Genomic DNA, 14733 nt, shown 5'->3' with positions numbered 1-14733 from the left:
GCTGGAACCTGTCCTAATAAGACCAAAAGCGCTTCAAGAACGGGGGAGTTTATGTTTCTGACGTCCGGCTCTTATCTGGAAACGTCCGGCCGAGAGGACTTTTTCTGAGGGTGAGCGCTTCTGACAAATAAGCTGTAAGGCACGTATGATTCAACCTCTTATCCAGAGACGGCCGTTCGAGACGAACGATTCTGTTATCTTAACTTAATGCCACTTACACCCATCCCAAATGGGAGAACCAGTTTCAGGGCTCTGCAGATTCGGCTCAACTCTTCAGTGATCGGGGATCACAACCCGGCTCCACCACTCCCGGCAGGCAGTCCTTGCTCAGATCCGGGAAGCCAATATAAACGAGAGCAGGGCTGCGAGAAGCAGCGCCCAGAGCATCAACGCGACAAACGTTGCACTTTTGGCTCTATCCGCCTCCCACCAGTTCCTCGGGAAGATCCCTTGCGCTATAAATGTTGCAACACCGGCAAGGTTGACGGATATGAGGTTAACAAGAAAGAGAAGAAGCGCGCCGGTTGCATATGATACATACCCCGCACCTAGGAGCAGGCCAAAAGCGACAAGCGGCGGCAGGAGTGAGACCGCGACGGCCACGCCGATGATCACGGCCGGCGCTGCAGTGGTGAACGCCAGGACGCCTGCACAGCCTGAGGCGAACGCTACAATGACCTCTGCAAACCCGACGCTGGTTCTGGAGCTGATCTCAGGCATCGATGGATCAACAGGTAGAATAAGTCCAAGAGCAACTGACAGGATTACGGCAAGCGATATTCCCACGAGGTTTGTCTTGAGTGCGTTTCTTGCCAGCGTTAGATCGCCGAGTGTGGTGGCAAGCGCCAGGGCGACATTTGGGCCCATAAGTGGCGCCACAACCATCGCGCCAATTATAACCACAACATTGTTGCTGAGCAGGCCGGCTGCGGCTATGATGGACGAGAGGACTATCATGGCGATGTAAACCTTCGTCAGCTTCGCTGCGGTCTCTATGGACGAGTAGAGCTCTTCCCGGCTGATCCTCTCTTTGGGTCTCTTGTGCTCCTCTGGAGATACCTCTGGTTGAATGGGCTCTGCATTTTCCGGGATGTTCGGTATCGTGGCTGCAACGGGGATGATGTTTATCCTGAATCCATCCACATTTGCAAATTTCTCTGATATTAAGTCGGTCAGACCCTCGGTCTTCTCAGCGGATGTGAGTATTCTCACGATTATCTCTTCCGTGGAGAAGCGCTCTTTCCAGACGCCCAGAACAGGGTACCTGTAGGGGCCGAGGGATCGCAGCAGCGTGACATCGAGAACCTCACCCCTACCTTCGAGCAGCTTCTCCAAATCCCCGAGATCTCTTTCAGGAAGGACAACCTCGATCAGACGAAGCTCCATTTGCAGACAGGCTCCCAACCAGACATCTCAATCCCGATTCATGCCAATAATGCACTGAAGTCCCTATATACCGTAGATGGTCTGTGCATCTGCGTCATATTTGCATGCTTTTTACAGAGATATACCTACCGGATCACAAGCTCCTTCTCGAATGCTGTCAGGTTCTCGCACCCGTTCTCTCTGACAACCACGAGATCCTCAAGCCTGACTCCACCGATATCCGGATAGTACAGCCCGGGCTCAACCGTGACCACATTCCCTGATCTGAGCGTCCCACCGTGCTCGCTCAGGGAGGGTCTCTCGTGTATCGACAGCCCGACGCCGTGGCCTGTTGAGTGGATGAAACCACACTCTTCCCGCTCTGTGTATCCAAAATCATCGAACGTTCTGCATACGGCCCCGTGCACATCGGCTCCGCTCACACCCTCCTTTATGCACTTCAGACCCGCCTCCTGAGCTATCTTCACAGCCTGATACATCTCCACGATCTCTACCGATGGCTCCCCGCGGACGACCGTTCGGGTCATGTCCGCAAAGTACCTGCTGCTCTTCGATCGCGGGAATATGTCTATGACGATGGGCATGTCCGCGGGAAGCAGTCCGCTGCCTCTTGAATGTGGACTGGAGCTCATGAGACCACCGCAGACTATGGTGTCCAGAGTCTCGCATCCCAGCTCCGCAAGCCTGAGCTCAACAGCGCTCCTCACCCTTTCAGAGGTGAGCGGCTTGCCGTCAAAAACAAGGATGCCACCAGTGGGCTTTGATTTTTTTATGAGACTTACTGCAACCTCCATTGCAGACTCGCATGCCTCCTGGACTTCTGCAATCGCTGAGATCTCCTCAGGCGTTTTAACAGCGCGAATGTGCTCAAATGGTTTATCCAGGAGAGAGGTCTCGAACTGCTCAGTTAGGCTTCTGTAAATTCCCGCGGGGGTATTTGAGGGTATGCCGAGATGCGAGATTCCATGTTTGGAGACGAACTCCTCGAGGACCTTAATGTATGCCTTATCAGCACTCCCAAACTCTTCGATCCTGGATTTCATGGAGTAATCGCTCGTTGTCTCCACCACATCAGCCTTTGATTCTGACGAGGCCCTCGCTCTCTCCATGCTGGAGACCAGAAGATGGATCCTGTCTGTGATCAGCACAGCGAATCTATCGCTGGATAGAAACCTCGATGCATAGTAGATATCAGCATCGCAGACGCTGTCGCCCACGAGAAGCAGTCCATCGACTCCGAGCGCTCTGACAGCGCCGACAACAGCATCTCTAGACATGTATCGCGGTTACGATGTCCTTCACAAATCTGAAGACGTCGCCTGATTCTTCTACACCTGTGCCGGTGACTATCAGATCTGCACCCGCCGACACAAGCTTTCTGGCAGCCTCTGCGTCGCGTATCCCGCCGCCCACCACCAAAAGGGTATCTCCTATGGCATCCCTGACCGCAGATACCATGCTCGTGGGTACGGGCGACTCTGCGCCGGAACCGGCCTCTAGATATATTAACCGCATCCCGAGATAGCGCCCTGCGAGGGCGTACGCAGCCGCGATATCCGGCTTTCTGCGCGGCACCAGCTTCGCATCACCAACCCATCCTACTGTACCACCGGGCTCAACCACAATGTAGCCCATGGGTATCGCCTCGATCCCGTATCTGGAGACAATCGGTGCGCCGAGCGCCTGGTTTTCTATAAGATAACTTGTGGATCTCGAGTTCAGGAGGCTCATGAAGAAGACCGCATCAGCGTTATCGCAAAGGCCAGCAGCGCTGCTCGGAAAGAGTATCACCGGCAGGTCCACTGAATCCTTTATGGCGCGCACAGTCCTGTCTAGGGCGGAGCCTGTTGCACCAACAGATCCGCCGACCATTAAAGCTGTGGTACCAGCGTCCGCTGCAGATCTCGCCATCTGCACAGCCCGCTCCGGGTCCTGTGACGCTGGATCTATGAGGGTCAGGTGTGCTGCGCCATCGGTTTCTACGGCATTCCAGAGCCCTGATTCCACAGGGCCTATCTCGACACGCTTCCTGAGCATAGACCCGTCTATCCTCTGCTCTCCTTGGACTTCATCCTGAGGCCCTTGTACCTGCATTTACGGCAGCGTGTTGCCCTGATCGGATTGCGCGCATTGCATCGCATGCATATCTTGACATTCAGAACTCGATTTTCTGCCTCTGAAAATCTGGCCATAATAGTTACTCTCCCAGATGAAGGATATCATTTTTGGTTATTTTTGGCGCCGGGGTTGGGATTTTCATGGTGGACTCGGCGTCCGCGCCATTTTGAACCCAAGCGTCCCTGGAAGGGACAACAGGTCTCGAGCCTGCCGCGTATGGACCTCTGCCGCTGGAGCACGGCCCAGAGCTTGTCCGCTCTGCCACCCCGGCATGACTTCAGCTGAGAGAGCTGATGGTTTATATCTGTTGCCCCTGTGCAGTGAAACCTGTCCGAATAAGAGCTGAATCCAGAAATCTGCGGCTTGCTGCGTTTGGATGACGGAGACACTTAATCCTTATCCGGACAGGTCCGTGCAGTGCTCGGAGTACATGTTTCATGATATGCATGTGGGAGGGAACTGCTGATCGATATCTCCCATGCCGATGTTTTTCATGTCATCTACCGCCCTATTATCCTGCGCAGCTCGTTTCTGCTGAACACCACGTAAAGCGCCACAGCGATCACCGGCACCAGCAAGAGAATCGCGCCACCCGGAAGCTGGCGGGTCCGGACCACACTCGCCAGCTCTGTGCTGACTTCTGTGAATCCGGATGTGTAGTTCACCATGCACACCACAGGGTACTCTTCACCCTCCAGTTTTGGGATCTCAATGCTCTTCGATTTTCCAGGAGGGATGTCACCAAGCTCTATCCCAGATCTCCTGAGAACCACTGGAGAGGTGATTTGCACACTCACACTCTTCGCTGTCCTGTCACCCAGATTCTTGATCTCGATGGATGACTTGCTGGGGAACAGGGAAAGAACCGGGCCTGTGACTACTTTAACCTCAACAGGAAACACGTCTGTGGAGTTCTCATAGAGGAAATAGACCTCAGGAGATGCACCTCCGGAGGTTTCAATGGAGGATAGCCACATGTAGCTCAGTATGATATCCACCGGATAGATGCCAATATCTTCGCCTGCGAGTGCATCAATCTCCACTCTGACCACAGACCCGGAACGGAGCGAGCCGAGATGCAGCGGCTCACTCAAAATCCTCAATCTGTCATCGTGGCTCACAGCCCTCAGGACCAGACATAAAGCATCAGAGCTGTTGAATGTGTAGAGGCCCTCCTCTGTGGCGTTCGTCTGGGCGTTCCTGATGCTCAGAACCATGCTGCCCATCCTTCCGGCGTCTAGCTCTGAGTTCACGCTCTCAACCGAGAGGTCCGGCCTCGCACATGCTGTGAGAAACAAAACCAGTATCGCCAGAATCAGGATGAGCAGTCTCATCAAGGCTTGCCAGCTCCATGAATCTTCATTATGAGGTATTGATGCTCTCCTGAGCAGTATCGCGGCTTGAGCACATAAAGCTCTCCATCACATCCGCAATCCTACGGCTTGCCTCGCCATCTCCAAAGATGTGTGTCTGAGATCGGTTTGGTGCAAAGCCTTTTGCATATCTCACTATGCTCTCCCTGGAGGCTCCGGCAAGGACGTTCCAGCCATCGTTCACGGTCTCCACCCACTCAGTGCGATCTCTGAGCGTGACACATGGCACCCTGAGTATGTACGCCTCCTTCTGCACACCACCAGAGTCGGTGAGGATCCTCAAGGCGTTCCTCTCGAGCTGGAGCATGTCCAGATATCCCACTGGTTTTATCACCTTTATGCTCTCACTCAGCGAGTCCCACAGGCCGAGATCCCTGAGCCGTCTCTCTGTTCTGGGATGGCAGGGAAACACCAGGCTGCTTCCGATATCCTCGAACGCGCCGATGATCCCCCAGAGCCTTTCATCATCATCGGTGTTCTCCGCGCGATGGAGCGTCGCCAGCATGTACTCCTTCGGCCTGAGATCCAACCTCTCCAGAATCGTTGAGCGTTTGGATATGTCCATACAGAGGTTCATCGCATCAACCATTACATCCCCTGTCAGGTACACGCCATCCACAATACCCTCACGCCGAAGGTTATCCACAGCCGTCTTTGTGGGGCAGCATAGGATATCAGAGCAGTGGTCGACGAGGACGCGATTGATCTCCTCAGGCATTCTCCGATCATATGAGCGCAGTCCAGCCTCCACATGGACCAGGGTGACGTGGAGCTTTGCAGCAGCCAGTGCACCTGCAAGTGTTGTATTTGTATCCCCCAATACCACAACTGCATCTGGCTCCTCCTTCATCAGGACATCCTCGATGCGAGCCAGCATCTCGCCCGTCTGTTTGCCATGACTGCCGGATCCAACCCCTAGATGGTGATCCGGCTCAGGAATCCCGATCTCGTCGAAGAATATCCTGTCCATCTCGTAGTCGTAGTGCTGGCCTGTGTGAATAATCACCTCATGAAACCTCTCCCGCAGGGCCCTTGAGAGAGGCGCGAGCTTTACAAAGTTCGGCCTTGCCCCGACAACAGATGCTACCTTCATTCATGTACCTCTCAAGCCCATGAGCAATCCATCCATCTATATCTGTCGATGCGCGTCTTCCACGATCAAATGCGGCCACAGAACAATCGTCCTCGCTGTTCTCTCAAAAGCTTTAAGTGGTGTAAGCTCCAAACAGGGCCTGGGATGCTCTGTGAACGGGAAAAGAACTAGGATCATCAACGATCCATCTGATCTGGTCCCTCTGCTCCAGGTTTTTGGCTCTGAATCTCACAAAAGGGTTTTCGATAAGCTGTGCGATCAGTGGCTCACCGAGAAGGAGCTCGTCGAGATCTTCGGGGATAACGAGAGCGTCAGCCAGTCCATAGAGCTTCTCCGGAAGAGCGGTCTGATAGAGACGAAGTGGAGGGTGCCGGAGCCTGGGAAGAGCCCCGAAAAGGAGTATCATTCAGCCTTCTCGAGGGTCCAGGCGAACTTTTTCTCGTCCATGGAGGATCTCAGCGATCTCATCAGGGTAACATTCATGTCTGATGATGAGCTCAGGGACCTAACGGAAAAGCTCAGGGAGAAGGTCCGTTCAGGCATGACATCGATATCCACGCTCTCACGGGATCTCGGAAAGAGCCAGGTGTATCTGAAAGCTGCGGCGAAACGCGCGAAGGGGCTGACGGTGAGAGGTCAGAGGATAGAGCTCTCTGAAGAATGATCTCAGGCGCGGATACAGCGTTCAGGCCGGTGAGGTGGACACATGCCAAATGTTCTCCAGTCCAGGAGGGACAGCTCCAGGTTCCAGATACTCGTGGAGATAGCGGCGCATCAGCCGAATGTCAGGCAGAAGGAGGTGGCCGACAAGCTCGGAGTGACGCCACAGGCTATCTCTGAGTACATAAAGGAACTCGTCGCAGACGGTCTCGTTGAGACAGACGGCAGGATGCGCTACAGGATAACGAAGAGGGGTGTTGAGTGGCTCCTTGAGAGCGCTGCCGAGCTCAAGCGCTATGCCAGGGTCGTGATGGAGGAGATCATCAATCACGTCTCCGTCTGGCCTGCGATCGCCAGGCACGATATCTCAGAGGGGGAGCGTGTGACCCTTGAGATGGAGGATGGACTCCTGTACGCCACGCATTACCGCCCGGATGTTGAGGCCAGCGGAATAGCGATCTCAGATGCATCCAGAGGAGAGGATGTCGGGGTCTCTGATCTGAGAGGCCTCATAAGTCTTGATGAGGGCAAGATAAAGATCTGCAAGGTCCCCAGGATACAGCTTGGCGGGAGCAGGCGTGTTGATCTTGAGGCTCTCGCCCGACTGATCCCTGAGAAGGGTCTTGTGGGTGCTCTGGGGATAGAGGCGTTGATCTCTCTGAGGAAGATCGGAAGGGAGCCGGATGTCTTCTTCGGCTCGAAGGAGGCGGTGGTCGAGGCCGCCTACCATGGTGTCTCCTCAATAATAGTAAGCGTCGATGAGCAGATCCCCGGGATTCTGAACAGGCTGGAGTCAGAAGGTATTAAGTACGAGCTCGTCGACCTCACCCTGACAGGATGAGCTTGAACGTTCTGGCGCAGGCCGGGAAATCCAGGATTCTTCTGCTGCCCATAAAGGATGACAGGGTGGTCTTCGAGGGATATCTGCGCATCAAGGATACTCCACACGGACCCAGACCATACAAGTTTCTGGTGAAGAAAGATACCGAGAGGTATCTTCCCCCAGACGATTCTGTGAGGCTGCTCCGGAAAGCGAATGGAATCTTTGTGGTTGATGGCGAGGAGGCCCTGGAGCAGAGGTTTGTTGAGCTCTTGAATGCATATCAGCTCAAGCACCGCAGGGTCTCTGTCTGCCAGCACTGCCTGGGAAGAAGAAGGGTCAAGCTTCTCGGAGAAGACTCAGTGAGCTACAGGGGCACCAGAATATGCTACAGATGCGCTGTCGATGAGATAAACAGGGAGGCCGAGTTCAGAGGTATAGGGAGAGCCGGGAGGAGGCACCTCGCTGGAATACTCGCGAGAAGGAGAGACCTGGATGAGGTCATGGATCTCCTGAACCTCCAGAGGATAGATCCGGATCTCACGCGTTACGACATCGTACCAGCCTCTGAAGAGGTCGCATCTCTGAGCCTTGATGAGATCGAGATTCCCATAGAACTCAGAGAACATCTCAAGAGGCGGCTCAGCAAGCTCCTGCCGGTACAAGCGATGGCTGTGAGAAAGGGGCTTCTTGAGGGTAAGAGCCTTCTTGTTGTATCTGCGACGGCGACCGGAAAGAGCCTGATCGGGGAGATCGCTGGCATCAAGAACCTGATCGAAGGAAGGGGGAAACTTCTTTTTCTCGTCCCGCTGGTCGCCCTGGCCAACCAGAAGTTCGAGCAGCTCTCCGCTTATTCAGAGCTGGGATTCAGGACATCGATAAAAGTGGGCGTGAGCCGCATACGTCTTGGAAGGGGGTTCAGCCTGCCGACGGATCTGGACGCTGACATCATCGTCGGAACATATGAGGGGATAGACCAGGTTCTCCGGAGCGGCAGGAACCTCGGAAAAATAGGAACCGTGGTCATAGACGAGGTCCACATGCTCGAGGATCCTGATCGCGGCCACCGTCTCGCGGGAATGATCGCCAGGCTGAGATTCGTCGCTCCCCGGGCGCAGTTCATATACCTCTCAGCGACCGTCGGGAATCCGGCCGCTCTCTCAAAGAGGCTTGGTGCGGAGCTGGTCGAGTACGAGATAAGACCTGTGCCCATAGAGCGACATCTGATCTTCACATCCCCTGCGGATAAGCTGCATCTGATAAGAAGACTGGTGGGATCGGGAGCGTCTGTGAGATCCTCAACAGGATATAAGGGACAGACGATAATCTTCACGAACTCCAGGAAGAAGTGCTTCTCGATCGCGCAGTCGATTCCAGGAGCGATCGCATACCATGCAGGACTGCAGTACCACGAGCGGAAGAGGATTGAGGAGCTCTTCGCTCAGGGCAAGATCAATGCGGTCGTCACTACATCCGCGCTTGCAGCGGGCGTGGATTTCCCTGCATCGCAGGTGATATTCGAGACGCTTGCGATGGGAATCGAGTGGCTCACCGTTCATGAGTTCAATCAGATGCTAGGCAGGGCGGGCAGGCCAGGGTACCATGACAGGGGTCTTGTGTACATACTCGCAGAGCCCGGGAGGCGCTATAACGGCTTGGAGAGCGAGGATGAGGTTGCACTGAGGCTCCTCAGCAGCTCAGTTGAGGACGTCTCACCGCAGTATGAGGAGGAGCAGCAGCTCGAGGAGGTTCTCGCAAACACAACAGTCGCCCGATCCATGGATGAGCTGAAGGAGTTACACAAGATCACTATCGGTATGGACGATCTCAACAGATCCTTGGAGAAGCTGCGTGAGAGGAATCTCGTGAGGGACATATCACCCACCAGGCTCGGCAGGGTGGTGGCAGCGCACTTCCTCAGCCCGGAGCAGGCGGATCTCGTGATAAGAGGCATAAATGCAGGGAAATCTCCCACAGAGATCGCCGTCGATCTCGAGCAGTTCGATGCCCTGTTCCTGAGGGCAGCAGACCAGATATCATTCAAGATCAGAATGCCGGTGGCACAGAGGGTATTCCAGGGGTCATTCTTCGATCTCATCTCTAGCCCGGATCTCCTAAAGCTCGATCGCAGAATCCAAGAGGAGTGCCTGCGCTTCGCCAGAGATTTCATGAGATGCACGTGCAGGGAGGCGCCGTACTGCGGCTGTGTCGAGCGGTCGGTCTCGATGAGGATCCTGGAGATGAGATCACAGGGGATGGACCCGAAGGGGATTCTGTACGCCTTGAGCGACGATTACGGGATCTACGGATACGAGGGGGATCTGATCAACTACCTCGACCAGATTGTGAGATATCTGGAGGCGATCGAGGCGATTTCCAGGGTTCTGGGGAAGATGGAGGTCGCCGAGGAAGCTGCCAGATCGAAGAGGGGGATTGAAGGGGTGGATGGGGGGAGTGATGCGAACATGCTCGATACGTTGGGGTGAATTGCCCTTTTGGCAGATTCTCTGGATGAACGACTATGCCCGATGATGTGAGCAGGGCGCAACTCAGCTCATAAGGTAGCAAGCCAGTATTCAGGGCAGTGGGTGGCGGAATCCAAATGATGCAGATGGAGGGGATCATCCGACAGTCAATTCCGAGCATCCTGTCTGCTCATCACTTTTCAGGGCTGCAAATGCATGTTTCTCCCTGGAGTGAGGTAGCGCTTTTCTGCTGAGGAATTCGAGATGCTTCACGATCTCTGGCAGATAAGAAGCAGGGAAGCCCAGCACCACCTCACCATCCCCCATGTCAGTGGCATCGCGGCAGCCATAGCATCCCAGGCTGAAGTTCAGCCTTTTCTCAATATAAGGCACAACTGTGGAGTCGACGCATGTCGCCTGGAGAACCGCGGTGCTGCTCTGCACCCTCTCTCCGCCACGCGAGTGCATGTATGACAGAACTATCCACATGAGCTTTTCAGCTTCGCCCTCCACAACCACCAGATCCGGCGGATGCTTTGCAACCTCCAGAGGATACAGATGTATTTGCTTCACCGCACCCATCTCCAGATGTGGCATATCCTCAAACATCCTCCGCGCGACGCTTTCGTCTGAGACTATCCCGAAGCTCACCAGCCCCCTCCCGGTTCGCAGCGGCTCTGGCAGAGGCCTGAATCCGAACGCTCGGGCAGCAGCCGGGCACGATATCCCCTCGGCATTTAAAATGACACTTCTGCCATGGCGGGCACGCATCAGCGCCTGGCAGTATCGATGCCTATGAAGTACCTCAGCTCCCTCCACTTCGCCATCCATCAGAAACCTCACACCAACAGGCGATGTGGACAGACCCAGTATCGCTATCATCCTACTTCCGAGCTCCCGGAGATCTTCAATATCTGGCATTTGCCCAACCCTCTGTACAAGATCATCTGGAACGCTCAGAGCTGGCGGCTGTATCCCACGAATCCATACGTGAGTGTCGATCGGATTGGTGTGCAGCAGCGCATTCCGGCACGGCCTCTGAGCAATAACGCATCAAGATCTTTTGATATTTATGAATTGTGCTTCTTCAAACGATACGATTAAAAGTGTTCACAATGTTGTGTTTATAGAGAGTGTTTTCATTGAATATCCATATATCTCGATACATGATCTGCCTCCAGATACCTACGGCACGAGAACATGCGCCTCAGCATAGATCTCCAGCGGATCACCGCTCCAGCGGGATCATCGATTCTCGCAGTCTCAGGATGAATCTTCAATCCTGACAAGAGTTTTAGAGCATACGGCTTGTACATTAAAGTTATATACTAGAGTATTCAAGCAATGCATGTGTGTAGAGATCCAGACCTTTCGGGACCGTTCCAGAGGATCCAGCGATACATCCGTGCGCTGCACTGTCCGACCAGATGGGCCATAATCAGATGCATAGGGAAGGGGGAGAGGAGCACGAAGGAGATCTACGAGGAGCTGAGCTCTTACGGAGAGATCTCAATGCCAGGGCTCTACTATCACCTCTCCGCTTTACGGGAGGCAGGCATCATCGAGGTGGCGGGGTACAGGGAGAGCGGCGGCATACCTGAGAAGGTTTGGAGGTTGAGAACTCGCAGGATCGTGATCGATCTGCTGGATGAGATGGAGGTGGAGTGAATGTGCCACATGAGAGGGATGGTATTTGAGATGCCGATGCATCATGGAATGCCTCAGCGTGATTTCTGCTGCTGCGCCGGATTCGGCAGGATATCGGGCAAAGAGGAGATGGTGGAGAGACTTAAGGAGTACAGGGAGGAGCTGAAGAGCGAGCTGGAGCGCGTCGAGGCGAGGCTTCGCGCTCTCCAGTCCGGTGTACAGGAATGAATTGCATCGTGGGCTGGGCGTCGTTTCTTATTTCAGGAGAGCTCTGGGCGCGGACTCCAAGCCAGAGGAGTATGCTTCCAACGGATTGTTGCCCGTGAAGTATAAGGTGATCCCTAGCCGTGAGGCAGTGTGCTGGAGGATAGATGGATGCAATTCAGGTCAGTGATCTGACAAAGCGATTCGGAAGCTTTACAGCGGTCGATCATATAAGCTTCAGCGTTGCAGAGGGTGAGATATTCGGCTTCCTGGGGCCGAACGGCTCCGGGAAGAGCACCACAATAAGAATGCTGACGGGAACGGTGAGGCCTGATGAAGGGACTGCCGCCATAATGGGATATGACATCTGTAAACATCCGATCAGAGCGAGGACATCGATCGGATTCGTGCCGGAGATGGCCAATGCGTATGTTGAGCTAACAGCATGGCGGAATCTGATGTTCATGGGTGAGCTCTATGGAATTCCCCGAAGGGAGCGGGAGAGGCGCGCCAGCGAGCTCTTGAAGCGATTTGGCCTTTACGACCGGAGGGGCGACCAGGTGCGCGCATTCTCTAAAGGAATGAGACAGAGGCTTCTCCTCTGCATGGCGCTGATAAACGATCCACCTGTGCTCATACTCGATGAGCCGGCATCCGGCCTGGACGTCGAGAGCTCCAGGCTCATCAAGGAGGTCATACGTGAGTTGAATCGAGAGGGCACGACTGTGTTCTTGACGACGCACGACATAGAGGATGCCAGCCAGCTCTGCGATAAGGTGGCGATCATAAATCGAGGTGTGATCATCGCAGTGGATCGCCCCGAGGCGCTCAGGCTGGCGGGCAGCGCACATCACTGCATCGAGGTGAGCTTCAGCAGATCTGTTGATGAAAGGAGGATATCGGGCATCCACTCTGTTCGAGAGGTCATGAAGTCCGGAGACAAGCTCCGGCTGTACGTTGATGACATCGATACTGCAATCGCAAGCATCGTGGAGTATGCCAAGACCAACAACATGAGAATCCTGGCGCTCAGCACTCTTGCGCCCTCTCTGGAGGACATATTCGTGAGGCTCACGCACAAAACAGGAGCTGAATAAATGAGATATCTTGATCAGCTTCGACGATCTCTCGCCATCGCCAGAAAGGATGTCTGGATCTACTACGCCAAAGGTCCGGTCATGGTCTTCGGCATCATCTTCCCGCTCTTCCTGCTGATGGCATTCACGATCGGGAGGAATATGACAGTAAGAGATCTCTTTCCAGGGCTGATGGGCATGGCGATATTCTTCACATCAACAGCAGTCGGTCCGGCAATCCTCCCGTGGGAGGCGCGGTCCAGAACCCTGGAGCGCCTTGTGACCGCGCCTGTCGGGATTTGGGCGCTGCTTCTGGGCGATGTCATCGCATCTTTTGTCTTCGGGATAATGATATCTCTGATCCCCCTTGCTGTCGCGGTGCTGATGGGAGTTGAGGTTCTTCATGTGATGATATTTTTAGTGGGAATGCTCCTCGCGACGTTCTGCTTCGCATCTCTGAGCATACTCCTGTCAGCCTATCCGCCCACGGATGTGCCCGCGACGGTTATGATGCTCTCCTCACTGGTTCGCTTTCCATTGGTATTCATCAGCGGAGTCTTCGTGCCGGTGGATCAGCTGCCAGGATGGGGGCGTGCCATCTCCTCAGTCTCACCGCTCACGTACTTTGTTGATCTGGCAAGGTATTCGATAAGCGGCGTCACCTACTACTCAGTCAATGTGGATCTGGCGGTCATGGGTTTGTTTGCAATCGTCTTTCTCGTAACAGCGATAAAGCTTCACGAGAGATTCCTCCCGCAGCGGTTGTCCTGACAGCGCTGAACAAAACTGCTCGGGGCAGAGATGCTTGAGCAGATGCTTGGGGAACATGCTCAATACGTTGAGCTAAATTGCCATCTCGACGGATCTCTGGATGAACGACTCTGCCATAACAGCTTCACTTGATCGGTAACTCAAGCACGCTCACTATATTGAGCAAATCGCTCTTATGTATTCAGCAACTTGGAGGTCATGCGGGAGGTTGTTGAATGCACTCATTCGCTCGCCTGGCCTTCGAATTTGTCGAAACTCTTCGACGCAGTCGAAGATAAGTCGAAACGAGCGCATAGCGTGACTGCTCTCTGCGGACAAGTCATCAGATGGATAAGAGCGGAGCAAATACTGCTTGGGCCAAACAAAAAGGTGAATGAAAAATTATTGCATGGACCTCACATCTGATGGGGGTCCATGCCTGTTGCAATCTTACGTCAGCGCGCTCATTCCCATGGCTGGCGGTATTATGCTGGCAGGCGATGAGAAGATCTCCTCCTTCTTTTCTTTCACATCGAAGAATCTCGTGCTGAGCTGGGTTGGCTGTGTCGTTGTTGTGGTCTGCTCTGTCTCCGTTGTATTTGTCTGAGCTGCTGGCGCAGGTGCTGCAGCCTCAGGAATGACTGCAGGCGTGTACACAGAGGTATCAGGATTTATCCACATCGCCGTGAACTTCCCGCTTTCAACAACGCCTGTCGGGCTGTACACGCTGTAAGTACCTGTGATCGTGTCCTCAGAATAGCTGCCCTTCAGAACCATGGGCACCAGGCTCTTGCCCATCAGCGCGGTCAGGACGAGATCCACGCTGCTATCACTCACACTCCCCACAACAACGCCGTTCCATGGCTCAGCACCCTCATACTTTGCAGATCCAAATAGCTCTGATCCGCTCTGGTTCAGTGCCATTGTTATCTGCTCCCCGCTGCTCAGGCTCAGGGACCAGATGTACTGGAGGCTCAGCGGAGCCGCCTCAGCGGTCACATTCGATGTCACATTTGCATCCACAGTCACGTTATCCATGCCCACAGTGGCGTTCTCCGCAATCCCTGCCTGATCCTCGCACATCCCTGCGCCGATGATGAGCAGAAGAAGCAAGCCCATGTACAGAACTTTAGTCAGCAAG

At 54.3% G+C, this 14733-nt stretch carries 15 protein-coding genes and 1 tRNA gene; 7 read left to right on the top strand and 9 right to left on the bottom strand.

The window, feature by feature from the left end; translation table 11 throughout:
- Positions 1–327: 327 nt before the first annotated feature.
- The 7 genes from MTHE_RS06465 to wecB all read right to left on the bottom strand — a co-directional run bounded on the left by MTHE_RS06465 (position 328) and on the right by wecB (position 5970).
- Entirely contained in the window at positions 328–1386 is a 1059-nt protein-coding gene (locus MTHE_RS06465; protein WP_011696411.1) for a TIGR00341 family protein, read from the bottom strand.
- Between the two features lie 125 nt (positions 1387–1511).
- Positions 1512–2663: a M24 family metallopeptidase gene (locus MTHE_RS06460; protein ID WP_011696410.1), complete on the bottom strand. Its 1152-nt coding sequence runs from the start codon at positions 2661–2663 to the stop codon at positions 1512–1514.
- Positions 2656–3423, bottom strand: a complete 768-nt coding sequence (locus tag MTHE_RS06455) for a geranylgeranylglyceryl/heptaprenylglyceryl phosphate synthase (RefSeq protein WP_011696409.1) — start codon at positions 3421–3423, stop codon at positions 2656–2658. The genes MTHE_RS06460 and MTHE_RS06455 overlap by 8 nt, the downstream gene beginning before the upstream one ends.
- An 8-nt stretch (positions 3424–3431) precedes the next feature.
- Positions 3432–3578, bottom strand: coding sequence for a 50S ribosomal protein L40e (locus MTHE_RS06450; RefSeq protein ID WP_011696408.1), 147 nt, complete (start codon positions 3576–3578; stop codon positions 3432–3434).
- A 44-nt stretch (positions 3579–3622) separates the two neighbouring features.
- Positions 3623–3775, bottom strand: a tRNA-Ser gene (locus MTHE_RS06445).
- A 229-nt stretch (positions 3776–4004) separates the two neighbouring features.
- The gene (locus tag MTHE_RS06440) at positions 4005–4841 is read right to left on the bottom strand and encodes a COG1361 family protein (protein ID WP_011696407.1); all 837 of its coding nucleotides are present in this window, start codon (positions 4839–4841) and stop codon (positions 4005–4007) included.
- A 25-nt stretch (positions 4842–4866) separates the two neighbouring features.
- Positions 4867–5970 carry a non-hydrolyzing UDP-N-acetylglucosamine 2-epimerase gene (gene wecB, locus MTHE_RS06435; RefSeq protein ID WP_011696406.1) on the bottom strand — a complete coding sequence of 368 codons (1104 nt, stop codon included), beginning with the start codon at positions 5968–5970 and terminating at the stop codon, positions 4867–4869.
- Positions 5971–6121: 151 nt separating this feature from the next.
- Between wecB and MTHE_RS06430 the strand changes: the two genes are divergently transcribed.
- Genes MTHE_RS06430 through MTHE_RS06420 form a run of 3 tightly spaced genes read left to right on the top strand, consistent with a single transcriptional unit; the run spans position 6122 to position 9936 of the window.
- Positions 6122–6634: an ArsR family transcriptional regulator gene (locus MTHE_RS06430; protein ID WP_011696405.1), complete on the top strand. Its 513-nt coding sequence runs from the start codon at positions 6122–6124 to the stop codon at positions 6632–6634.
- Between the two features lie 42 nt (positions 6635–6676).
- Positions 6677–7471, top strand: coding sequence for a DUF7839 domain-containing protein (locus MTHE_RS06425; protein ID WP_011696404.1), 795 nt, complete (start codon positions 6677–6679; stop codon positions 7469–7471).
- Positions 7468–9936: a DUF5814 domain-containing protein gene (locus MTHE_RS06420; protein WP_175265879.1), complete on the top strand. Its 2469-nt coding sequence runs from the start codon at positions 7468–7470 to the stop codon at positions 9934–9936. The genes MTHE_RS06425 and MTHE_RS06420 overlap by 4 nt, the downstream gene beginning before the upstream one ends.
- Positions 9937–10071: 135 nt before the next feature.
- Here the strand turns inward: MTHE_RS06420 and MTHE_RS06415 are convergent, their stop codons facing one another.
- Complete coding sequence (locus MTHE_RS06415; protein ID WP_011696402.1) at positions 10072–10836, bottom strand: DUF169 domain-containing protein; 765 nt, start codon at positions 10834–10836, stop codon at positions 10072–10074.
- 423 nt (positions 10837–11259) lie between these two features.
- On the opposite strand from MTHE_RS06415, the gene MTHE_RS06410 reads away from it, so the two are divergent.
- The 4 genes from MTHE_RS06410 to MTHE_RS06395 all read left to right on the top strand — a co-directional run bounded on the left by MTHE_RS06410 (position 11260) and on the right by MTHE_RS06395 (position 13613).
- Positions 11260–11583 carry an ArsR/SmtB family transcription factor gene (locus MTHE_RS06410; protein WP_011696401.1) on the top strand — a complete coding sequence of 108 codons (324 nt, stop codon included), beginning with the start codon at positions 11260–11262 and terminating at the stop codon, positions 11581–11583.
- Positions 11584–11790 (top strand): hypothetical protein, encoded by a 207-nt coding sequence (locus MTHE_RS06405; RefSeq protein WP_011696400.1) that lies wholly within the window; start codon positions 11584–11586, stop codon positions 11788–11790.
- A 143-nt stretch (positions 11791–11933) separates the two neighbouring features.
- Positions 11934–12863 carry a daunorubicin resistance protein DrrA family ABC transporter ATP-binding protein gene (locus tag MTHE_RS06400; RefSeq protein WP_011696399.1) on the top strand — a complete coding sequence of 310 codons (930 nt, stop codon included), beginning with the start codon at positions 11934–11936 and terminating at the stop codon, positions 12861–12863.
- Positions 12864–13613, top strand: a complete 750-nt coding sequence (locus tag MTHE_RS06395; protein ID WP_011696398.1) for an ABC transporter permease — start codon at positions 12864–12866, stop codon at positions 13611–13613.
- Between the two features lie 429 nt (positions 13614–14042).
- On the opposite strand, the gene MTHE_RS06390 is transcribed toward MTHE_RS06395, so the two are convergent.
- On the bottom strand, positions 14043–14732 hold the full coding sequence (locus tag MTHE_RS06390) for a hypothetical protein (RefSeq protein ID WP_011696397.1): 690 nt from the start codon (positions 14730–14732) through the stop codon (positions 14043–14045).
- Between the last annotated feature and the right edge of the window lies 1 nt (position 14733).

The sequence above is a fragment of the Methanothrix thermoacetophila PT genome (assembly GCF_000014945.1).
GTDB lineage: Archaea > Halobacteriota > Methanosarcinia > Methanotrichales > Methanotrichaceae > Methanothrix_B > Methanothrix_B thermoacetophila.
The sequence above is the reverse complement of the archived record's forward strand: the minus strand, read 5'-3'. Positions and strand labels throughout refer to the sequence as shown.